At 62.1% G+C, this 21,253-nt stretch carries 22 protein-coding genes; 14 read left to right on the forward strand and 8 right to left on the reverse strand.

Annotated features, from left to right (window positions below; translation table 11 throughout):
* Positions 1 to 11 precede the first annotated feature (11 nt).
* The 12 genes from nuoL to ACQKRQ_RS23810 all read left to right on the forward strand — a co-directional run bounded on the left by nuoL (position 12) and on the right by ACQKRQ_RS23810 (position 11,188).
* Positions 12 to 2,105: an NADH-quinone oxidoreductase subunit L gene (gene nuoL / locus ACQKRQ_RS23755; protein ID WP_427479768.1), complete on the forward strand. Its 2,094-nt coding sequence runs from the start codon at positions 12 to 14 to the stop codon at positions 2,103 to 2,105.
* Positions 2,106 to 2,119: 14 nt separating this feature from the next.
* Positions 2,120 to 3,610, forward strand: a complete 1,491-nt coding sequence (locus ACQKRQ_RS23760) for an NADH-quinone oxidoreductase subunit M (protein ID WP_132375250.1) — start codon at positions 2,120 to 2,122, stop codon at positions 3,608 to 3,610.
* A gap of 23 nt (positions 3,611 to 3,633) precedes the next feature.
* Positions 3,634 to 5,106, forward strand: coding sequence for an NADH-quinone oxidoreductase subunit NuoN (gene nuoN, locus ACQKRQ_RS23765; RefSeq protein WP_132375249.1), 1,473 nt, complete (start codon positions 3,634 to 3,636; stop codon positions 5,104 to 5,106).
* Entirely contained in the window at positions 5,106 to 5,402 is a 297-nt protein-coding gene (locus ACQKRQ_RS23770; protein ID WP_427479769.1) for a DUF2818 family protein, read from the forward strand. The genes nuoN and ACQKRQ_RS23770 overlap by 1 nt, the downstream gene beginning before the upstream one ends.
* A gap of 42 nt (positions 5,403 to 5,444) precedes the next feature.
* Positions 5,445 to 6,029, forward strand: a complete 585-nt coding sequence (locus tag ACQKRQ_RS23775; protein WP_132375247.1) for an NUDIX domain-containing protein — start codon at positions 5,445 to 5,447, stop codon at positions 6,027 to 6,029.
* Between the two features lie 328 nt (positions 6,030 to 6,357).
* Positions 6,358 to 6,603 carry a hypothetical protein gene (locus ACQKRQ_RS23780; RefSeq protein WP_408214587.1) on the forward strand — a complete coding sequence of 82 codons (246 nt, stop codon included), beginning with the start codon at positions 6,358 to 6,360 and terminating at the stop codon, positions 6,601 to 6,603.
* A gap of 53 nt (positions 6,604 to 6,656) precedes the next feature.
* Entirely contained in the window at positions 6,657 to 7,181 is a 525-nt protein-coding gene (locus ACQKRQ_RS23785) for a helix-turn-helix transcriptional regulator (protein WP_427479772.1), read from the forward strand.
* Between the two features lie 228 nt (positions 7,182 to 7,409).
* Positions 7,410 to 7,835, forward strand: a complete 426-nt coding sequence (locus ACQKRQ_RS23790) for a DUF1178 family protein (protein ID WP_132375244.1) — start codon at positions 7,410 to 7,412, stop codon at positions 7,833 to 7,835.
* A 48-nt stretch (positions 7,836 to 7,883) separates the two neighbouring features.
* Positions 7,884 to 9,080 carry an acyl-CoA dehydrogenase family protein gene (locus ACQKRQ_RS23795; RefSeq protein WP_427479773.1) on the forward strand — a complete coding sequence of 399 codons (1,197 nt, stop codon included), beginning with the start codon at positions 7,884 to 7,886 and terminating at the stop codon, positions 9,078 to 9,080.
* Between the two features lie 10 nt (positions 9,081 to 9,090).
* Positions 9,091 to 10,218, forward strand: coding sequence for an acyl-CoA dehydrogenase family protein (locus tag ACQKRQ_RS23800; protein ID WP_427479775.1), 1,128 nt, complete (start codon positions 9,091 to 9,093; stop codon positions 10,216 to 10,218).
* 35 nt (positions 10,219 to 10,253) lie between these two features.
* Positions 10,254 to 10,712, forward strand: a complete 459-nt coding sequence (locus ACQKRQ_RS23805) for a MaoC family dehydratase (RefSeq protein ID WP_132375241.1) — start codon at positions 10,254 to 10,256, stop codon at positions 10,710 to 10,712.
* On the forward strand, positions 10,709 to 11,188 hold the full coding sequence (locus ACQKRQ_RS23810) for a MaoC family dehydratase (RefSeq protein ID WP_408315283.1): 480 nt from the start codon (positions 10,709 to 10,711) through the stop codon (positions 11,186 to 11,188). The genes ACQKRQ_RS23805 and ACQKRQ_RS23810 overlap by 4 nt, the downstream gene beginning before the upstream one ends.
* Positions 11,189 to 11,285: 97 nt before the next feature.
* On the opposite strand, the gene ACQKRQ_RS23815 is transcribed toward ACQKRQ_RS23810, so the two are convergent.
* From ACQKRQ_RS23815 to ACQKRQ_RS23840, 6 genes are all read right to left on the reverse strand, one after another.
* On the reverse strand, positions 11,286 to 11,987 hold the full coding sequence (locus ACQKRQ_RS23815) for a glutathione binding-like protein (RefSeq protein ID WP_132375239.1): 702 nt from the start codon (positions 11,985 to 11,987) through the stop codon (positions 11,286 to 11,288).
* A gap of 143 nt (positions 11,988 to 12,130) precedes the next feature.
* On the reverse strand, positions 12,131 to 13,390 hold the full coding sequence (locus ACQKRQ_RS23820; protein ID WP_132375238.1) for an acyl-CoA dehydrogenase family protein: 1,260 nt from the start codon (positions 13,388 to 13,390) through the stop codon (positions 12,131 to 12,133).
* Between the two features lie 92 nt (positions 13,391 to 13,482).
* Positions 13,483 to 14,589, reverse strand: coding sequence for a phosphotransferase (locus ACQKRQ_RS23825; RefSeq protein ID WP_427479778.1), 1,107 nt, complete (start codon positions 14,587 to 14,589; stop codon positions 13,483 to 13,485).
* A 21-nt stretch (positions 14,590 to 14,610) separates the two neighbouring features.
* A complete protein-coding gene (locus ACQKRQ_RS23830) occupies positions 14,611 to 15,327 on the reverse strand; it encodes a histidine phosphatase family protein (protein WP_427479779.1) in 717 nt (238 codons plus the stop codon).
* A gap of 11 nt (positions 15,328 to 15,338) precedes the next feature.
* Positions 15,339 to 16,127 carry an oxepin-CoA hydrolase, alternative type gene (locus tag ACQKRQ_RS23835; RefSeq protein ID WP_427479780.1) on the reverse strand — a complete coding sequence of 263 codons (789 nt, stop codon included), beginning with the start codon at positions 16,125 to 16,127 and terminating at the stop codon, positions 15,339 to 15,341.
* Positions 16,124 to 17,689, reverse strand: a complete 1,566-nt coding sequence (locus ACQKRQ_RS23840) for a 3-hydroxyacyl-CoA dehydrogenase (RefSeq protein WP_427479782.1) — start codon at positions 17,687 to 17,689, stop codon at positions 16,124 to 16,126. Before ACQKRQ_RS23840 ends, ACQKRQ_RS23835 begins: the two co-directional genes overlap by 4 nt.
* Positions 17,690 to 17,815: 126 nt before the next feature.
* Here ACQKRQ_RS23840 and ACQKRQ_RS23845 point away from each other — a divergent pair, with 126 nt between their 5' ends.
* Complete coding sequence (locus ACQKRQ_RS23845) at positions 17,816 to 18,463, forward strand: glutathione S-transferase family protein (protein ID WP_132375233.1); 648 nt, start codon at positions 17,816 to 17,818, stop codon at positions 18,461 to 18,463.
* Positions 18,464 to 18,569: 106 nt separating this feature from the next.
* Here ACQKRQ_RS23845 and ACQKRQ_RS23850 read toward each other — a convergent pair whose 3' ends face one another.
* Positions 18,570 to 19,742, reverse strand: a complete 1,173-nt coding sequence (locus ACQKRQ_RS23850) for a pyridoxal phosphate-dependent aminotransferase (protein WP_132375232.1) — start codon at positions 19,740 to 19,742, stop codon at positions 18,570 to 18,572.
* A 142-nt stretch (positions 19,743 to 19,884) separates the two neighbouring features.
* Positions 19,885 to 20,382, reverse strand: a complete 498-nt coding sequence (locus tag ACQKRQ_RS23855; protein WP_427479783.1) for a putative toxin-antitoxin system toxin component, PIN family — start codon at positions 20,380 to 20,382, stop codon at positions 19,885 to 19,887.
* 57 nt (positions 20,383 to 20,439) lie between these two features.
* Here ACQKRQ_RS23855 and yaaA point away from each other — a divergent pair, with 57 nt between their 5' ends.
* Entirely contained in the window at positions 20,440 to 21,222 is a 783-nt protein-coding gene (gene yaaA / locus ACQKRQ_RS23860) for a peroxide stress protein YaaA (protein WP_132375230.1), read from the forward strand.
* Positions 21,223 to 21,253: the final 31 nt, after the last annotated feature.

Raw genomic sequence — 21,253 nt, forward strand, 5'->3', positions numbered from 1 at the left:
GTAAAGCGGTTATGTCAACGACACTCAATGAAAACCTGCTGCTGGCGATCCCGCTGGCACCGCTGGCTGGCTCCCTGATTGCGGGGCTGTTCGGGAAAGCGGTAGGGCGAGCCGGTGCACACACGGTTACGATCCTCGGCGTCGCGATCGCGTTCATCCTCTCGTCAATCGTCTACTTCCAGGTGATGGACGGCGCGAGCTTCAACGCGACCGTCTACGAATGGATGTCGATCGGCAAGACGAAGTTCGAGATCGGCTTCCTGGTCGACTCGCTGACGGCGATGATGATGTGCGTGGTGACCTTCGTGTCGCTCATGGTGCACATCTACACGATCGGCTACATGGCCGACGACGATGGCTACCAGCGCTTCTTCTCGTACATCGCGCTGTTCACGTTCTCGATGCTGATGCTCGTGATGAGCAACAACTTCCTGCAGCTGTTCTTCGGCTGGGAAGCGGTGGGTCTGGTGTCGTACCTGCTGATCGGCTTCTACTTCACGCGTGAGAGCGCCATCTACGCGAACATGAAGGCGTTCATCGTGAACCGCATCGGCGACTTCGGGTTCCTGCTCGGCATCGGCCTGCTGTTCGCTTTCGCCGGTTCGATGAACTACGGCGACGTTTTCGCGAAGCGCACCGAACTCGCGGCATTGAGCTTCCCGGGCACGGACTGGGGTCTGCTGACGGTCGCCTGCATCTGCCTCTTCATCGGCGCGATGGGTAAGTCGGCGCAGTTCCCTCTGCACGTCTGGCTGCCGGATTCGATGGAAGGCCCGACCCCGATCTCCGCACTGATTCACGCGGCAACCATGGTGACGGCCGGTATCTTCATGGTCGCGCGCATGTCGCCGCTGTTCGAATTGTCGGATAGCGCGCTGTCGTTCATTACCGTAATTGGTGCGATTACAGCGTTGTTCATGGGCTTTCTCGGGATCGTCCAGAACGACATCAAACGCGTGGTGGCTTACTCGACATTGTCGCAGCTCGGTTACATGACGGTTGCACTGGGCGTGTCGGCATACCCGGTTGCCATCTTCCACCTGATGACGCACGCGTTCTTCAAGGCGCTGCTGTTCCTCGGCGCGGGTTCGGTGATCATCGGCATGCACCACGATCAGGACATGCGCAACATGGGCGGCCTGCGCAAGTACATGCCGATTACGTGGATCACGTCGCTGGTCGGTTCGCTGGCGCTGATCGGTACGCCGTTCTTCTCGGGCTTCTACTCGAAAGACTCGATCATCGACGCAGTGAAGCTGTCGCATCTGCCGGGCTCGGGCTTCGCGTACTTCGCCGTGGTGGCGAGCGTCTTCGTGACCGCGCTGTATTCGTTCCGTATGTACTTCATGGTGTTCCACGGGAAGGAGCGCTTCCGCGATCCGAAGCATCCGGAATCGCCGATGGGCATCGAAGCCGCAGCGCATGCACATGACGCGCACGGCCACGATTCGCATGGTCACGATTCACATGGCCATGGTCACGGCCATGGTCACGACGACCACGCTCACGAGCCGCACGAAACGCCGTGGGTGGTGTGGCTGCCGCTGGTGCTGCTGGCGATCCCCTCGGTGGTGATCGGTGCGATCGCCATCGGCCCGATGCTGTTCGGCGACTTCTTCCAGCACGGCGTGGCGTTCGACAAGGTGATCTTCATCGGCGAGAACCATCCGGCGCTGCATGAGATGGCCGAAGAGTTCCAGGGCTGGGCGGCGATGGGTCTGCACTCGGTCGCGGGTCTGCCGGTCTGGCTGGCGCTCGCGGGTGTGGTGGTCGCGTGGTTCCTGTACCTGGTTCGTCCGGATCTGCCCGCTGTCATCAAGCGCGCCTTCGGTCCGATCTACACGCTGCTCGATAACAAGTACTACATGGACAAGATCAACGAAGTCGTGTTTGCGCGGGGCGCCGTGGCAATTGGCCGTGGTCTCTGGAAGGAAGGCGACGTCGTGGTGATCGACGGCATCGTCAACGGCAGCGCACGCTTTATCGGCTGGTTCGCCGGCGTGATCCGCTTCCTCCAATCCGGCTACATCTACCACTACGCGTTTGCCATGATTGTCGGCATGTTGGGGCTCCTGACCCTGTTTGTAACGCTCGGCGGCAAATAAGGCGAGGGACACTAATGCACGCTTATCCGATTCTCAGTATTGCGATCTGGTTGCCGATCCTCGTCGGCCTCCTGGTCCTGGCCATTGGTTCCGACCAGAACCCGGCTCCCGCGCGCTGGATTGCGCTGATCGGTTCGGTCGTCAGCTTCCTCGTGACGATCCCGCTGATTACCGGTTTTGATTCGAGCACCGCCGATCTGCAGTTCGTCGAAAAGGCGAACTGGATCGAGCGCTTCAATATCACGTATCACCTGGGTGTCGACGGCATCTCGATGTGGTTCGTCGTGTTGACCGCATTGATCACGGTGATCGTCGTGATCGCCGCGTGGGAAGTGATCACCAGGAACGTGGGTCAGTACCTGGCCGCGTTCCTGATCCTGTCGGGCATCATGGTCGGCGTGTTCAGCGCGGCCGACGGCATGCTGTTCTACGTGTTCTTCGAAGCGACGCTGATTCCGATGTACATCATCATCGGCGTGTGGGGCGGGGCGAACCGCGTGTACGCGGCGTTCAAGTTCTTCCTGTACACGCTGATGGGCTCGCTGCTGATGCTGGTCGCGTTGCTGTACCTGTACGTCGAGACCGGCACGTTCGACCTCGCCACGTGGCAGCATGCGCAGATCGCCATGACGCCACAGGTGCTGCTATTCATAGCGTTCTTCCTGGCCTTCGCCGTGAAGGTGCCGATGTGGCCGGTTCACACGTGGTTGCCTGACGCCCACGTGGAAGCGCCGACCGGCGGCTCAGTCGTGCTGGCCGCGATCATGCTGAAGCTGGGCGCATACGGTTTCCTGCGCTTTTCCTTGCCGATCACGCCGGACGCCAGCCACTTTCTGGCGCCGGTCGTCGTCACGCTGTCGCTGATCGCGGTGATCTACATCGGCCTGGTCGCGATGGTGCAGACGGACATGAAGAAGCTGGTCGCGTATTCGTCGATCGCGCACATGGGTTTCGTGACGCTCGGCTTCTTCATCTTCAACCAGCTCGGCGTGGAAGGCGGGATCGTGCAGATGATCTCGCACGGCTTCGTGTCGGGTGCGATGTTCCTGAGCATCGGCGTGCTGTACGACCGTATGCATTCGCGTCAGATCTCCGATTACGGCGGTGTCGTCAACGTGATGCCGAAGTTCGCGGCGTTCGTCATGCTGTTCTCCATGGCGAATTGCGGCCTGCCGGGCACCTCTGGTTTCGTCGGTGAGTTCATGGTGATCCTGGCTGCTGTCCAGTACAACTTCTGGATCGCGGGCGGCGCGGCAGTCACGCTGATTCTCGGCGCGGCCTACACGCTGTGGATGTACAAGCGCGTGTACTTCGGCGCGATCGCCAACGATCACGTGAAGGGCCTGCTCGACATCAACCGTCGCGAATTTTTCATGCTGGCAGTGCTTGCCGCACTGACGCTGTTCATGGGCCTGTATCCGAAGCCCTTTACCGATGTGATGCACGTATCCGTGGAAAACCTCCTCGCCCACGTTGCGCAGTCAAAGCTGCCGTTGCCTCAGTAACGCCGAGCGAGGAATTAAAGACCATGCAAAACGCCCCTATGACTGCTCTGTTGCCCGACGCGCTGCTGATGCTCGCGGTTGTCGTCGCGTGGCTCAACGACACGTTCGTCGGCCAGGCCGGTCGCCGTACCACGTACTTCATCGCGTTCTTCTCGTCGCTGGTCGCCGGCGTCTGGTTCGCAATGAACGCGTTCGACCCGCAAGTGCGCTACTACTTCGGCCACATGTACGTGGTGGACTCGTTCGCCAACGTGATGAAAGCGGTGGTGACGCTCGGCTACGCGGTGTCGATCGTCTATTCGCGACGTTACCTCGAAGATCGCGGGCTGTTCCGCGGCGAGTTCTTTCTGCTGGGCATGTTCTCGTTGCTCGGCCAGCTCGTCATGATCTCGGGCAACAACTTCCTGACGCTGTATCTCGGCCTGGAACTGATGTCGCTGTCGCTGTACGGTGTGATTGCCTTGCGTCGTGACGCCGCGCCGTCGAACGAAGCGGCCATGAAGTACTACGTGCTCGGCGCGCTGGCTTCCGGCTTTCTGTTGTACGGCATTTCCATGTTGTACGGTGCGACCGGTTCGCTCGACCTGAACGAAGTGTTCAAGGCGATCGGCACGAGCCACTACGACCCGAGCGTGCTGCTGTTCGGCGTGATCTTCATCGTGGCGGGCGTGGCGTTCAAGATGGGCGCGGTGCCGTTCCACATGTGGGTGCCCGATGTCTATCAAGGCGCACCGACGGCAATGACTCTGCTGGTCGGCGGCGGTCCGAAGGTTGCCGCGTTTGCCTGGGGTCTGCGCTTTCTCGTGATGGGTCTGCTGCCGCTCGCGGTCGAATGGCAGGAAATGCTGGTGATCCTCGCGGCGCTGTCGCTGATCGTCGGCAACATCACCGGTATCGTGCAACGCAACGTCAAGCGGATGCTCGCGTACTCGGCGATCTCGAACATGGGTTTCGTGTTGCTGGGTCTGCTGGCCGGCGTGGTTGATCACAAGACCACGGGTGCGGCCAACGCGTACGGCTCGGCCATGTACTACAGCATCGTCTACCTGATCACGACGATGGGCACGTTCGGCGTCATCATGCTGCTGGCGCGCCGCGATTTCGAAGCGGACACGCTCGAGGACTTCAAAGGCCTGAATCAACGCAGCCCGGTGTTCGCGTTCGTGATGATGATCATGATGTTCTCGCTCGCCGGCATTCCGCCCGCGGTCGGCTTCTACGCGAAGCTCGCGGTGCTGCAGGCCACCATGAATGCCGGTTTGACCTGGCTGACGGTGCTGGCCGTGATTACCTCGCTGTTCGGTGCGTTCTACTACCTGCGTATCGTCAAGCTGATGTATTTCGACGATCCGCAAGACAAGTCGCCCATCCTTGCCGACACCAGCACGCGTGCTTTGCTCGCGTTCAACGGTGTGGCCGTGCTGGTGCTCGGTATCGTGCCGGATCCGCTGTTGAAGGCCTGCCTGCAGGCTATCCAGCACACGCTGCTGCTCTGATGTCGGCAGCGGGTTGGTTTATCGTGCTGTTGGCGCTGGTCGGCGCCAACCTGCCGTTCCTGAATCAACGCCTCTTCGCCGCCGTGCCGTTGAAAACGGTGAAGAAAAGCGCCTGGATCCGGATAGCCGAATTGATCGTGCTGTACTTCGTAATCGGCGCGCTCGGTTTTCTGCTGGAAGCGCGTGCGGGTAACCGCTTCGAACAGGGTTGGCAGTTCTACGCCATCACGTTCGCGCTCTTCGTGGTGTTCGCGTTCCCTGGCTTCACCTTCCAGTATCTCGTCAAACGCCGCTGACGGCGTCTCGCCGTCGGCGCACCATGTCCCCAAGGTCCGCATATGGCTGAACTTCCCGATCACGACGCCGCGCTTACCGAGACCTGTCTCGAGAGCAAAACGATCCATCAAGGGCCGTTTCTGACGCTCAAGTGCGACACCGTTCGTCTGCCGGACGGCAAGCACGCCACGCGCGAATATGTTCAGCATTCCGGCGCCGTGATGGTGATTCCATTATTCGACGACGGCCGCGTGCTGCTGGAAAGCCAGTATCGCTATCCGATGGGCAAGGTCATGGTCGAGTATCCGGCCGGCAAGCTCGATCCGAACGAAGGCGCGTTGGCCTGCGCGAAACGTGAGTTGCGGGAAGAGACGGGTTATACCGCGCGCGAGTACGTTTATCTGACGCGCATTCACCCGATCATTTCCTATTCGACCGAATTCATCGACATCTACCTCGCGCGCGGTTTGACCGCCGGTGAGCGCAAGCTCGACGAAGGCGAATTTCTCGAACTGTTCACGGCGACAGTGCCTGAGATGTCCGAGTGGGTGCGCACCGGCAAGGTTACTGACGTGAAGACGGTGATTGGCACATTCTGGCTGGAGAAGGTGTTGTCGGGTGCGTGGCCGTTGGCGAAGCCGGAATAACGTCGGTAGCGAAGAAGCTGCGCGCCGCTTCGGAAGTCTGAGAAAAGCCCCTGCCGGTCTAAGACCGGCAGGGGCTTTGTCATTGCAGGTTGCGAAATCTCTGCAACCGCGTGTGTGTTTGCCGGCGCCTTGAAATGTGTCCTTTGTCTTATGCCATCCGGCGGACTCGTCGCACAGCCGCCGTCGCTCTAGTATCGACCTTTGAGAGCGGGCACCACGATCTGTTTATTTCGGATAGCGAAGTTGTGGGGACTCTCGATTCTTTCGAGTGGCGATCAGGTTGTCACTTGACAACCTGATCGCCACTCGCTAAATTGGAGGACATTAGATGGTTCGAGGAACCCACTCTAAGAAAGAGGTCGAAGCGGCGTTGGCGTATGCCGAAAGAAATGGCTGGCGTGTTCAGGGCGGCGGCAAAGGTCACGCCTGGGGAAAAATGTACTGTCCTGATAAAGACGCGGAGTGTCGGTGCGGCGAGTTCTGCATATCGAGCGTCTGGAGCACGCCGAAGAATCCCGGCAACCACGCCCGACATCTGCGGCGCATCGTCGACAACTGTACGGCTCGCCGGTAGCAGAAGCGTTCTGTTGGCGAAAGCCTTGGGCTGAACGAAGGCAGGAGTAACTTATGGAATATGTGTTCACCTTGAAGTACCGGCTCGCGGCGCAAGACTGCGATCTTGACGCGATCGTCGAGCGCCTGGGCGAGGCCGGGTGCGACGATACGACCGTCGGCGTCGGGCAACCGGGCCGCATCGCGCTGTTTTTTACGCGCGAAGGCGAGTCCGCATTCGAGGCGCTGGTCAGTGCTCTGCAGGACATCAAGCGCGTGGTGCCGACAGCACGTCTCGTCGAGGCGGGCCCCGATTTTGTCGGCCTCACCGACGTCGCCGAAGTCGCTGGTGTGTCGCGGCAAAACATGCGCAAGCTGATGCTGAGCCACGCAATTGATTTTCCGCCGCCGGTCCACGAGGGCAGTGCATCGGTATGGCATCTGTCGGACATCCTTGATTGGCTCGCTGCGCGCGGCGGTTATGAAATCAAGGCAGACGTGTTCGACATCGCGAGAGCGGTCAAACAGATCAACCTCGCTAAAGAGGCACGCGAGCTCGAACCGCGGCTTGGTCGTCAACTGGAATGTCTCGTGGCATAGAAGCAGCGCGGCGGCCAGCGTGCGAAGGCGCACAGACGTTTGTGACCGGCAAGCCCATTTGCCTTCCGGAACACCTTCGGCAGGCGTTTGCGCAAAGCGTTAAAATCGCCCACCGCGTCCGAATTGTCAGCAACCTCCGGCGTCGGCGCCCTCGTCCGTAAATTTTTGCGAACGATCGTTCACAAATTTCCGTTTTGCGCTAAACTGGCACGCAAGCCCTGATTCCACATGAAGGTCCTCGATTTACAGTGTCCGCATGGCCATCGGTTCGAAGGCTGGTTCGCTTCGGCTGATGACTTTGAATCGCAGCAGTCCCGCAAGCTCGTCGAATGTCCGATCTGCGGCGCGAACGAGGTGAGCCGTTTGCCGTCGGCGCCGCGCCTGAACCTGTCGGGTGCGACCGAAACGAAAGCGCCAGCGGGCGCAGGGGAAATGCAGGCGCGTGTGATGCGTGCCTTGCGCGAGGTACTGGAAAAGACCGAGAACGTGGGCGACCGCTTCGCCGAGGAAGCACGGCGCATTCACTACAATGAAGCGCCTGCACGCAATATTCGCGGTGTCACGACACCGGAAGACGCGCGAGCCTTGGTCGAAGAAGGCATCGAAGTGATGCCGCTACCGGTCCCGGCTGCCTTGAAGGAACCGCTGCAATAGCGCAGTGGCTCACTGGCGGCGGGTGGTGGCGGCCAGGAGACACGACGCATGAATCTGGACTATTCTGCCGCTGATAACGCGTTCCGCGCGGACATCCGCGCCTGGCTCGAAGCGAATCTGCCTCGCGAACTGAGCGACAAAGTACTCAATCACAAGCGTCTGGCTCGCGAAGACTTCGCAGGCTGGCACAAGCTGCTCGGCACGCGCGGCTGGTCGGCAATCGCGTGGCCGAAAGAATATGGCGGCCCGGGCTGGGACGCGACTCAGCGGCACATCTGGGACGAAGAGTGTGCGCGTATCGGCGCGCCGTCCGTGCTGCCTTTCGGTGTCTCCATGGTGGCGCCCGTGTTGATGAAGTACGGCAACGAGGCGCAGAAGCGCCATTATTTGCCGCGCATTCTCGATGGCACGGATTGGTGGTGCCAGGGCTATTCCGAGCCGGGCTCGGGTTCCGATCTGGCCTCGCTGCGCACACGCGCCGAGCGCGTCGGCGACCATTACGTGGTCAACGGTCAGAAAACATGGACCACGCTTGGCCAGTACGCCGACATGATGTTCTGCCTCGTGCGCACGGACAGCGGCGCCAAAAAGCAGGAGGGCATCTCGTTCCTGCTGATCGACATGAAAACGCCGGGCATCACTGTGCGGCCGATCATTACGCTCGACGAAGACCACGAAGTCAACGAAGTCTTTTTCGAAGACGTGAAGGTGCCAGTCGAGAATCTGGTCGGCGAAGAAAATCGCGGCTGGACTTACGCGAAGTATCTGCTCGGCCACGAGCGCACAGGCATCGCGCGGGTCGGCCAGTCGAAGCGCGAACTCGTTTTCCTGAAACGGCTTGCATTGAATCAGAAAAAGAACGGCAAGCCGCTGCTGCAAGACCCGGTGTTCGCCGCGAAAGTCGCGAGCCTCGAGATCGAGTTGATGGCGCTCGAAGTCACCGTGCAACGCGTGGTCGCGAATGAAACCGGCGGACGTGGACCGGGACCGGAAGCGTCGATGCTGAAGATCAAGGGCACGGAAGTGCAGCAAGCGCTGACCGAACTGATGTTCGAAGCGGTCGGCCCACTCGCCGCACCGTTCGACGTACCGTTCCTCGAAGGCGAACGCGAACACAGCGTGGCCGGCGACGACGATGCCGCGCCCTTGGCCGCGTACTACTTCAACTTCCGCAAGACGTCGATTTACGGCGGCTCGAACGAAATTCAAAAGAACATCATCGCGCAGATGATTCTCGGACTTTGAGGAGCGGCGCATGGACTTCACTTTCAACGACGAGCAACAGCAATTCGCCGACGCGCTGCGCCGCTATCTGGACAAAAGCTACGGGTTCGAAGCGCGCCAGGCGATCGTGAGATCGGAAACCGGCGTGTCGGACGCGCATTGGGCCGCGTTTGCCGAACTGGGCCTGACAGCATTGCCGGTGCCGGAAGCGCAAGGCGGCTTCAACGGCGGCCCGATCGACATGCTGGTGGTCATGCAGGAACTCGGTCGCGCGCTGGTCGTCGAGCCTTATTGGGCGACTGCGGTCGGCATCGAGGCGTTGCGCCTCGCGGGTAGCGATCAGGGCGAAGACGCGTCGCTGCTCGAACGCGCGGCACAAGGCGAGATCAAACTGGCGGTGGCATTTCACGAACCGCACGCACGCTACGACCTGTTCGCGGTCGAGACAACCGCAAGCGGCCACGGCGAGCAGTTGACACTGACCGGCACGAAGTCTGTCGTGCAGCATGGCGCGCAAGCGGATCACTGGATCGTGCCGGCCCGGCTGAACGGCGAGATCGCGCTTTTCGTCGTGGCGCGCAATGCGGCGGGCGTCAAGATCGCGGACTACCGCACGATCGACGGCCAGCGTGCCGCCACACTCGAATTCAACGGCACGCCCGCGCGCCGGCTTGCCGGCCAACACGCCGGCGCGGCCGCGCTCGAACATATCGCGGATTACGGCACGGTGCTGTTGTGCGCCGAGGCGATCGGCGCGCTGGATGCCTTGAACCTCGCCACCGTCGACTACACCAAGACGCGCCAGCAGTTCGGCCAGCCGATCGCGCGGTTTCAAGCGTTGCAGCACCGTATGGTCGAGATGCTGATCCACGCCGAACAGGCGCGTTCTGTCACGTATCTGGCCGCGATGCGCTATGCCAGCACGGATGCGGACGAACGTCGCCGCGCAGTTTCCGCCGCGAAGGCGCGGGTCGGTCAGGCCGCGCGGTTCGTCGGCCAACAGGCGGTTCAGTTGCACGGCGGCATGGGCGTCACGAACGAAGTGGCCGCGGCGCATCTGTTCAAGCGGCTTGCAATCATCGAAACCACATTGGGCGATGTCGATCACCATCTCGCGCGGTTCGCCGCGCTACCCGGCTTCGTGACTGCCGAAGCCTGATCAGACATTCGAATCGGATACAAGGAGGTGCGGCGATGGGTTTGAGTTACGAGGACTTGATAGTCGGCACGAGCGTCGAAATCGGCAAGCATACGTTCACGCGCGAAGAGATCGTCGAGTTTGCACAGAAGTTCGATCCGCAGCCGTTTCATCTGGATGAAGCCGCGGCTGCCGAATCGCCGTTCCGCGGCTTGGTGGCGAGTGGCTGGCATACCTGTTCGGTCATGATGGGCATGCTGGTGCGCAACGCGTTCGCGGGTTCCACGTCGATGGGCTCGCCCGGTATCGACGAAATTCGCTGGTTGAAGCCGGTGCGTGTCGGGGACACGATCACCATGATTAACGCCGTGCTCGACAAGCGCGTCTCGGAGAGCAAGCCGGATCGAGGTATCGTGTCGACGCAGTGGGAGGGCATCAATCAGCATGGCGAAACCGTGATCACGGTGCGCTCGAAGGGACTGTTCGGCCTGCGCAATCCGGGCGCCGCGTCATGACGGACAGCGCGGCGCCTGCCGCCGCAACGTTCGGCAGCGCCACGGCCCTGGGCGCGTTGGTGGGCGCCGAGCCGCTCGTGAGCGAATGGCTGACGGTGGATCAGGCGAGCGTCGATCGTTTCGCCGAAGCGACCGGCGATCATCAATGGATTCACGTCGACCCGGAGCGGGCGCGGCGCGAGTCACCGTTCGGCGGTCCTGTGGCGCACGGTTTCCTGACGCTGTCGTTGATCCCGGCGCTACTCGGTAAGACGGTGGCGCTCGAGCAGCGCATGGGCGTCAATTACGGCTTGAATCGCGTGCGGTTTACGTCGCCGGTGCCGGTCGGCTCACAGTTGCGCGCGAAGTTCGCGGTCGAGTCCGTGACCGAAGTCGAAAACAACGGTGTGCAAGTGGTGTGGAATGTGACGCTGGAGCGGCAAGGCAGTGAGCGGCCTGTGTGTGTCGCGGAGTTCATCACGCGGCACTATTTCTAGCGTTGCAGCGGGCGCATGCAAGGCAAAACAAGCGCGAGCGGCATTCATGCCGGCTCGCGCTTTTTTTGATATTTCAGATTCAGATGCCGCGCTGAGATCAGTGTTTCGCGTACTGCGTCGCCCCGAACAGTATTTCCTTCGCCTTGTCGTCCATGAGCGGTTGGCGTGCGGACGCCAGCACTTCCACACCACGCACCACTGCCGGACGCGCGGCGATCTCTTCATGCCAGCGCTTCACATTCGGAAACGCATCGAGTTCCAAGCCCTGGTTTTGCCACGAACGCGTCCACGGGAAGGCGGCGATGTCCGCAATCGTATAGTCGTTGCCCGCGAGATATTTCGTCTTGCCGAGTTGCGTGTCCATCACGCCATACAGACGCTTCGTCTCGTTCGTGTAACGGTTGACCGCGTATTCAATCTGTTCCGGCGCGTAGTTGCGGAAGTGGTGCGTTTGACCGAGCATCGGACCCAGACCGCCCATCTGGAACATCAGCCATTGCAATGTCGAATAGCGCGCGGCTGGATCGGTCGGCAGAAACTTGCCGGTTTTCTCGGCGAGATAAATCAGAATCGCGCCCGATTCGAACAAGGCGAACGGCTGGCCGCCGGCGCCCTTGGGCCCCTCGGAATCGACGATTGCCGGGATCTTGTTGTTCGGGCTGATGGCGAGAAACTCGGGTTTGAACTGGTCGCCCGCGCCGATATTCACACCGTGCACGTTGTACGCGAGGCCCGTTTCCTCGAGCATGATGTGAACCTTGTGGCCGTTCGGGGTCGCCCAGCTATAGACGTCGATCATCGTATCTCCTTTGTTTCGTGAAAGCGGCGCCTCGAAGGGCGCCGCAGTTGACGAAAATTAGAGCATAGATCGCGCGATGCTGCTTGCGGCGCCGCGAGTCGGTCGCGACCGCGCTGCGCCGGGCGTGACGGTTCGGCTCAGCATCAAACCCGCGTGATCGGCGTCTCCACACGAGCGGCCGCGCCGGCATCCATATAACGCGCGAGTTCGAGCTTGGCGATCGCGTTGCGATGCACCTCGTCGGGACCGTCGGCGAAACGCAGCGTTCGTGCCGACGCGTAGGCATACGCGAGCGGGAAGTCGTCGCTGACACCGCCGCCGCCGTGCGCCTGAATTGCCCAGTCGATCACCTGACACGCCATGTTCGGCGCAACGACCTTGATCATGGCGATCTCGCCGCGCGCGCCCTTGTTGCCGACGGTGTCCATCATGTAGGCGGTTTTCAGGGTGAGGAGGCGCGCCTGTTCGATCATGCAGCGCGCTTCGGCGATACGCTCCTGCGTGACGCCTTGCGCGGCGACCGGCTTGCCGAACGCGACACGTTGCAGCGAGCGTTTCGCCATCAATTCGAGCGCGCGTTCAGCAAGACCGATCAAACGCATGCAGTGATGGATGCGTCCCGGTCCGAGTCGGCCCTGCGCGATTTCGAAGCCACGGCCTTCACCGAGCAGCATGTTGCCGACCGGCACGCGCACATTCTCGAGCGTGATTTCCATGTGCCCGTGCGGCGCGTCGTCGTAACCGAAGACGGTGAGCGGGCGATGCACGGTGATGCCGGTGGCGTCGGCGGGAATCAGAATCATCGACTGCTGCTGATGGCGGGGCGCTTCCGGATCGGTCTTGCCCATGACGATATAGATCTTGCAGCGCGGATCGCCCGCGCCGGACGACCACCACTTGTGGCCGTTGATCACGTAGTAATCGCCATCGCGCACGATGCTGGTCTGGATATTGGTCGCATCCGACGACGCCACTTCAGGTTCCGTCATCAGAAACGCCGAACGGATCTGACCTTGCAGCAGCGGTTCGAGCCACGCGCGCTTGTTGTCGTCGCTGCCGTAGCGCTCGATCGTTTCCATGTTGCCGGTGTCGGGCGCGTTGCAGTTGAATACTTCAGGCGCCCAAGGCACGCGGCCCATGATCTCGCACAACGGCGCGTATTCGAGATTCGTCAAGCCCGCACCGCGCACGGAGTCGGGCAGGAACAGGTTCCATAAGCCGGCGTCGCGCGCTTTCTGCTTGAGTTGTTCGATCAGTTCGGTCGGCAGCCACGCGTTGCCGTTCTGGCGATTGCGTGCGATTTCCGCGTAGAACGCCTGCTCGTTCGGATAGATGTGCTCGTCGAAGAATGCGAGCAGTTTCTCGCGCAACGCCTGAACCTTCGGGGTGTAGTCGAAATTCACGTAGGACCTCGCGGATGATGAGTAACGAACGACGTTTGTTCGGGGCGCAGCACGATGCACACCCGGACGCGCGACTTAGCGCGCGATTCCGGTCAGCGCACTTTCTGCGCGTAGCGCCAGGCGAGTTCGGCCATCGGCTTCGCGCGACGGCCGGCGTCGAGTGCCTGAGCGCTGGCCGCGGTGCCGTCGACGACGCGTTTCATGATGCCTTGCAGGATCGCGGCAATGCGAAACATGTTGTACGCCAGGTAGAAATTCCAGTCGCCGTGAATCTCGAAGCCAGTGCGTTGACAATAGCGCTCGACGTACTCGCGCTCGTCGGGAATGCCGAGGGCCGCCCAATCGAGGCCCGCGATGCCGCGGAATTGCGTTGGGTCGACGTGCCACGCCATGCAGTGATACGCGAAGTCGGCGAGCGGATCGCCGAGCGTCGACAACTCCCAGTCGAGCACCGCGAGCACGCGCGGCTCGTCGGGATGAAAAATCAGATTGTCGAGCCGGTAGTCGCCATGCACGACCGATGCGCGCTCACCCGTTTCGGCCGGCATATGCTGCGGCAGCCATTCGATCAGGCGCTGCATCGCGTCGATCGGCTCGGTCTCGGATGCGATGTACTGCTTGCTCCAGCGGCCGATCTGGCGCACGAAGTAATTGCCTGGCTTGCCGTAGTCAGCGAGGCCCACAGCCGCGACGTCCACACTGTGCAGCGCCGCGATCACGCGGTTCATTTCGTCGTAGATGGCGGCGCGCCCGGCGGGCGTCATGCCGGGCAACGATTGATCCCACAGCACGCGGCCTTCGACGAACTCCATCACATAGAACGCGCGGCCGATCACGCTTTCGTCCTCGCACAAGGCGAGCATGTTTGCGACCGGCACGTCAGTGTCGCCGAGCGCATGCATCACGCGGTATTCGCGTTCGACGGCGTGCGCTGACGGCAGCAGTTTCGCCGCCGGCCCTGGCTTCGCGCGCATCACATACGAACGCGACGGCGTGAGCAGTTTGAACGTGGGATTGGACTGACCACCGGCGAATTGCTCCAGCGTGAGCGGCCCGGAAAATCCGTCGACATGCTGGGTCAGCCAGCTGGCGAGCGCATCGGTGTCGAAGCGTTGCCGCTCGCTGACCGGGCGCGTGCCCTCGAAGTCCGAATAGTCCGGTTGGTGTTCTGGTTCGCCGGTCTGTGTGGCTTGCACCATCTGTCTCCTCCAGTTCGGGGTTCAGCTACGCTTGTAATGAATGAATTGTGCGTAGAGCATTTCCATCGTGGTGTTGCGGACGTCGCGATGCAGCGGCGACGGCGGTGAATAGTTGATCGTGCGCAGCACCCAGTCGCGCGGGGCAGCGCCCACGTCGAGCGCGTTGATGCAGCCGGTGGCTTGCGCCAGATGGCCGAAGAACGTGCGGCCACCGGCGGTGAGCGCATGCGACAGGATTGCCCGATTCACACCACCGTGCAGCACGAGCAGCACGGTGTCCCACGACGTGTCTTCTCGCAACGCCGCAACCGCGGGCAAAACGCGATCGAACAGGGCGCCGATGGTCTCGCCGTCGAGAAAGCGCGTGCTGTCCGGCACGATGCCGTCGAACACGCCGAGAAACGCGGCCTCGATATCCTGCGGCGGAATATTGCCGAGCTTGCCGCCGCGAATCTCTTCCCAGGCAGGTTCGATTTCGAGTTCGATCTGCTGGCCGGTCTCGGCCAACACGCGCCGCGCGGTTTCGATGGTGCGCGGCAAGCCACTGACGATCACGCGGTCGAAGCGGACCTGCTGTTCGGCGAACACGCGGCCCGCCGCGCTGGCCTGCGCGCGGCCGTTGGCGTTCAGGGGCACCGTTTCGGGATCGATCGCGCGGCCGGAGTCGTCGAAGTAGGTGACGTCGCCGTGACGCATCAGAAAGATGCGGCGGCGCTTGGGCAGCTGGTAGTCAGGCATCGTCCCTTCGCTCACTTGTAGACCGGCGCGCGTTTTTCGAGGAACGCGGAAATGCCTTCCAGCCCTTCACGGTGATGCAGCGAGGCCACAAAGCTGTCGCGCTCCGCCACGAGATGATCGGCGAGCGGCTGCGTGCCGGCTGCGCTGATCAACCCCTTGATGCGCGCGACCGAGTTAGGCGAAATCTTGCCGAGCTCGTCGGCCCATGCAATCGCGGAATCGCGCACGGCACCGGTCTTGACCAGTTTGTTGACGACGCCGAGTTCATGCAGACGCGTGGCGCCGATCGGTTTGCCTTCGATCAGCACTTCGGTGGCCAATTGACGCGGCAGGGCTTGAGCGAGAAACCACGAACCGCCGCCGTCGGGGGTCAGGCCGACACGTGCATACGACATGACGAACTTGGCATCGTCCGCGGCGACGATCAGGTCGCACGCGAGCGCGAGCGAGAATCCCGCGCCGGCTGCGGCGCCATCGACGGCGGCGATCACCGGCTTCGACGATAGACGCAGCGCCGAGATCCATTCGCCGAGCAGATCGATGCTTTCGGCTTGCACGGACGGATCTTTCGCACGGTTTTCCAGCAGGCGGTTCAGATTGCCGCCCGCGCAAAAGAAGTTGTCGGCGCCGGTAATTACGACGGCGCGAATCGACGGATCGCGCTCCACCGAGTCGAGCGCCTCGATGCCGGCGGCGTACATGTCCGGATGCAGCGCGTTGCGTGCGCCGGGGTTCGAAAGCGTAAGGACCAGCGTCGATTCGCTTTCGTTGGGGCGCGAGGTCAGCAGCTCGGCGCTCATTGTTGCGTCTCCAGTGTCTGCGTTTCGGTATCGGCCGCGTCGCGCTGAGTGAGCGACAGGCCAAGCTGGGCGCGTCGCGCAAGCCAGGGCGACGGACGATAGCGCGGATCGCCGAGCACGCTGAACATGTTGCGCAAGATCGCGAGAATGGTCGTCGAGCCTAGCGCGTCGCCGAGGGCAAGCGGGCCGCGCGGGTAGCCGAGGCCGAGCGTGACGGCAAGGTCGATATCGTCCGGCGTGGCGATCTGTTTTTGCGCGATGTCGCAGCCGATATTGACGATGGTCGCCACCACCCGTTGCGCGACGAAGCCGGTCGAGTCGCGGATCACGGTGACGGGCACGCCGTCGGCGGCAAAGAGCGCGTGCGCCGTGTCACGCGCGGCGCGCGTGGTGGCGGGTGTGGTCATCAGCGTGCGGCGTTGCGCTCCGACGAGCGGGAAGAGCGTATCGATGGCGACGACGCGGCTGGCGTCGAGTGCTTCGTCGACAGCGGCCGTGGTCGCATCGTGGCCGAACGGTGTGACGACGATCAGCGAATTCGCTGCGGGCGTAGCGCCGTCGTCGAGTTTCACGCCGGCTTTCTCAATGAGTTGCACGACGGCATCGTGAGCTTGCGGATAACGCTTGCTGACCCACACGCTGGCCGGCAATTCAGTCGGCGCGGGCGCTTCGGCAGGCACTTGCTGCTTGCCCTCTTCGTAGCGATAAAAGCCTTCGCCCGTCTTGCGGCCGATCAATCCGCCCGCGAGCCGCGTGCCGGTGATGGGCGACGGCGTGAAGCGCGGCTCTTCATAGAACTGGTGATAGATCGACTCCATCACCGGATGCGAGACGTCCAGCGCCGTCAGATCGAGCAACTCGAACGGTCCGAGGCGAAAGCCTGCCTGCTCGCGCATGATGCGGTCGATGTCGGCGAAACTGGCCACGCCTTCACCCGCCACGCGCAAGCCTTCGGTATTCATGCCACGGCCCGCGTGATTCACGATGAAGCCGGGCATATCTTTCGCGCGCACCGGCGTGTGACCCATGCGGCGCGCGAGATCCATCAGCGCGTCACCGGCCGCGGGGTCGCTGCGCAGACCGTCGATCACTTCGACGACCTTCATCAGCGGCACGGGGTTGAAGAAGTGATAACCGACCACGCGCGACGGGTCACTGCAGCCGGCGGCAATCGCCGTGATGGACAGCGAAGACGTATTGGACGCCAGCACGCAGTTGCCGCTCACGACGGTTTCGAGTTCGCGGAACAGTGTCTGCTTCACGTCGAGTTTCTCGACAATCGCCTCCACGACCAGATCGCAACCGGCCAGCTCGCCGATGCTTTGCGCGCCGCTCACGTTCGCGAGCGCCGCAAGCGAGCGCGCCTGGTCGAGCTTGCCTTTGGCGGTCAATTTGGCGAAAGTCTCGGCAAGGTAGTCGCGCGCGGCGCCGATCGCAGCAGGGTTGGTGTCGTACAGACGCACGGTGAGCCCAGCCAGTGCGGCGATCTGGGCGATGCCGCGGCCCATTGCTCCGGTTCCGACAATGCCAATAGTCTCGATGCTGAAATTGCGAGAGGTCATTGTGATGCTCGACTCCATGGTTATTTTAGAATAGCACGATCGTGCAATTTACTGGATGATTGAACGAAGGCCGCTGCTTTGACGTTGACGGGCGGTCGCATACAACTCAAGGGAAGGAGACACCTGATGATCAAGCTGTGCGGTTTCGCGCTCTCTAACTATTACAACAAAGTGAAGTTCGTGCTGCTCGAACACGGCATTCCGTTCGAGGAAGTGTCCGTGAAGCCGAGTCAGGACGAGGCGATGCTCGAGCATTCGCCGCTCGGCAAAGTGCCTTATCTGCAGACTGAAGACGGCGATCTGTGCGAATCGCAATGCATCGTCGAGTATCTGGCCGCGCGGTTTCCCGACAAGGCGATTTTCTCCGCCGACCCATGGGAAGCGGCCAAGGAGCGCGAACTGATCATGTTCGTCGACGTGCATCTCGAACTGACCGCGCGCAACCTCTACAAGGAAGCGTTCTTCGGCGGCACCGTGACCGACGCGACCAAGGGGCGCGTGGAGAAACTGCTCAAGCACCACATTGCCGGCTTCAAACGGATCGCGAAGTTCGGGCCGTATCTGATGGGCGAACGCTTCAGCGTGGCGGATACGGCCGGTTATGTGAGCTTGCCGCTGGTGGGCATGGCAACGCAGACCATTTACGGCAGCGATTTTCTGGTCGACGCCGGCATTGACTGGAAGAGCTATGTGAAAGCGATCAACCCTAGGCCGGCCGCGCAGCGTGTGACCGAGGACCGCAAGGCGCATATCGCGGCATCGCGCCCTGCTTGACGGGCGTTGCCCCGAAGGAAGCGGACCGGCGCGTGCCGCGCACGCCCCGGCCGCTGCGCGCGATGGCGAGGAACGTAGGTTCGTTCGCGGCATCGCGCGGGACATGCTAGAGGCGCGCCAGCCGCTCGAGCGCGGTGGCGAGTGTGTTTTCCTGCTTGGCGAAGCAGAAGCGCACCACGCCCGACTCATGGGCCTCGTGATAGAACGCCGAGACGGGAATGGCCGCGACGCCGATCTCGCCGGTCAGCCATTGCGCGAATTCGGCTTCGGGCAAGTCGCTGATCGCCGAATAGTCGACGCACTGAAAGTACGTGCCCGTGCACGGCAACAGCTTGAAGCGCGAATTCGCGAGGCCGGCGCGGAAGAAGTCGCGCTTCTTCTGATAAAACGCCGGCAAGTCGAGATACGGAGACGGATCTTTCATGTAGTCGGCGAGGCCGATCTGCATTGGCGTGTTCACCGTGAACACGTTGAACTGGTGCACCTTGCGGAACTCGGCGGTGAGCGCGGCGGGCGCGGCCACGTAGCCGACCTTCCAGCCCGTCACGTGGTAGGTCTTGCCGAAGCTCGACACCACGAAACTGCGTTGCGCCAGTTCCGGATAGCGGGCCACGCTCTCGTGCGGCGCGCCGTCGTAGACCATGTGTTCATACACTTCGTCGGACAGGATCAGCACGTTGGTGCCGCGCACGATCTCTTCGAGCTTGCGCATGTCATCCGCGCGCCAGACCGTGCCGGTCGGATTGTGCGGCGTGTTGATCAGCAGGAGCCGCGTTTTCGGCGTGATCGCGGCGGCCAGCTTGTCGAACGGGATCGCGTAGTCGGGCGCGTCGAGCGTGACGAATACCGGCTTGCCGCCCGCCAGTTCGATGGACGGCAGGTAGCTGTCGTAGGTCGGCTCGACCACGATCACTTCGTCGCCCGGGTGGACCGTGCACAGAATCGCGGTCAGCAATGCTTGCGTCGCGCCCGCTGTCACGGTGATTTCGGTGGTGGCGTTGTAGCGGCGGCCGTACAGGTTCTCGATCTTGTCCGAGATCGCCTGACGCAGCGGCGCGGCGCCGGCCATTGGCGGGTACTGGTTATGGCCGTCGCGCATGGCGTTCGCGACCGCGTCGACGATCCGCGGATCGCAGTTGAAATCGGGAAAGCCCTGACCGAGATTCACCGCGCCTTTTTCGGCGGCGAGCGCGCTCATCACCGTGAAAATCGTCGTGCCGACATCCGGCAGGCGAGACGGAAACGTGGGACTCGTGGGCGTGTCGTGCGGTGCATTCATGGCGCTGTCCGGAGCGTGGGCAAGTGGGTTGGGCAAAGGCGTCGTTTGAAACGGGCGAAGCCTGATTGTAGGGAATCGCGGCGTGGTGTGCGCGCCACGGAACTCACGTTAGCCGTCCGGCCAGGGCCATGCGGCTGAAGAGTCATGCTGTTAAAGGCTCGCCGGCGGCGCTCAGGGACATGCCGATGGCGGCGACGAACGGCGCCGGCTGCGCGATCTGAAAGCCGAAGTCACGCGCAATCCGCTTGGCCAGCTTCAATACCGCGCGGTCCTTCGAAACCAGCCAGTGGGCCTGCGCGGCGTGCGCGAGCTCGAGAAACTTCTGGTCGTCGCGGTCTTTGCATTTGGGCAACGGCTTGGCGTCTTCCGCTTGCGCCTCGGGTTCGACCAGCTGCGCGAGCCGCGCGACGACCGCCAGCGCCGCGGCCTTGTCCACGTTCCGATGCACGAATTGCGGATAGTCGAGCACGTAGGCGAGTTCGGCGAGGCAGCGCGCGTCGATCAGCGCGGCCAGCGCGCCGCTTTCGAGCGCGGCCGCGATCGGCCGCGTGTGCGGGTCGTCGAACACGAGTATGTCGATCCACACATTGGAATCGAGGACGACGCGCAAAGCGTCGGGTGAGGCATGGGAACCGGGCATTCGTTACAATCTGGCTTTCGTCTTTGACCGCCAGGCACGGCGTGCCTGCAAGCCTCTATGATAATCGTTCTGTCGCCGGCGAAATCGCTCGACTACGAAACCCCGCCTCACGTCAAAAAGCACACGATCCCCGATTTTGTCGACGATGCGGCCGAATTGATCGGCGGATTGCGTCGTTTGTCGCCGCAGCAGATCGCCTCCCTGATGGACATTTCGGATCAGCTCGCGCACCTCAATTTCCAGCGTTACGCGCAGTGGTCGCCCAAGTTCGGCACGCACAACGCCAAGCAGGCGGTGCTGGCGTTCAATGGCGACGTGTACGAGGGCTTCAACGCAAAGACGCTCTCGTCGGCGGATCTGGACTATGCGCAGAATCACGTGCGCGTGTTGTCCGGCCTGTACGGTTTGCTGCGTCCACTCGATCTGCTGCAGCCTTACCGGCTCGAAATGGGTACGCGTTTCGTCAACCCGCGCGGCAAGGATCTGTACGCGTTCTGGGGCGAGCGCATCACGCAGGCGTTGAATGCGCAATTGAAGAAGAACGCCGCGGCATCGCGCGTGCTGGTGAACTGCGCATCGGGCGAGTACTTCAAGTCGGTCAAGCCGAAGCTGCTCGAAGCGCCGATCATCACGCCTGTTTTCGAGGACTGGAAGGGCGGCCGCTACAAGATCATCAGCTTTCATGCAAAGCGCGCGCGCGGCCTGATGGCGCGTTATGCCGTGGAGAACCGCCTCGACAGGCCTGAGCAACTGAAGGACTTCGACGCCGACGGCTATGCGTTCGACGCCGATGCTTCGAACGATTCCACTTACGTATTCCGCCGCCGCGTCGCTGAATAAGCGTTGCGCCGCGCATAGAAGCAGGGAAGAA

It is taken from the genome of Paraburkholderia sp. NPDC080076 (genome assembly GCF_050281145.1).
Classification (GTDB): Bacteria; Pseudomonadota; Gammaproteobacteria; order Burkholderiales; family Burkholderiaceae; genus Paraburkholderia.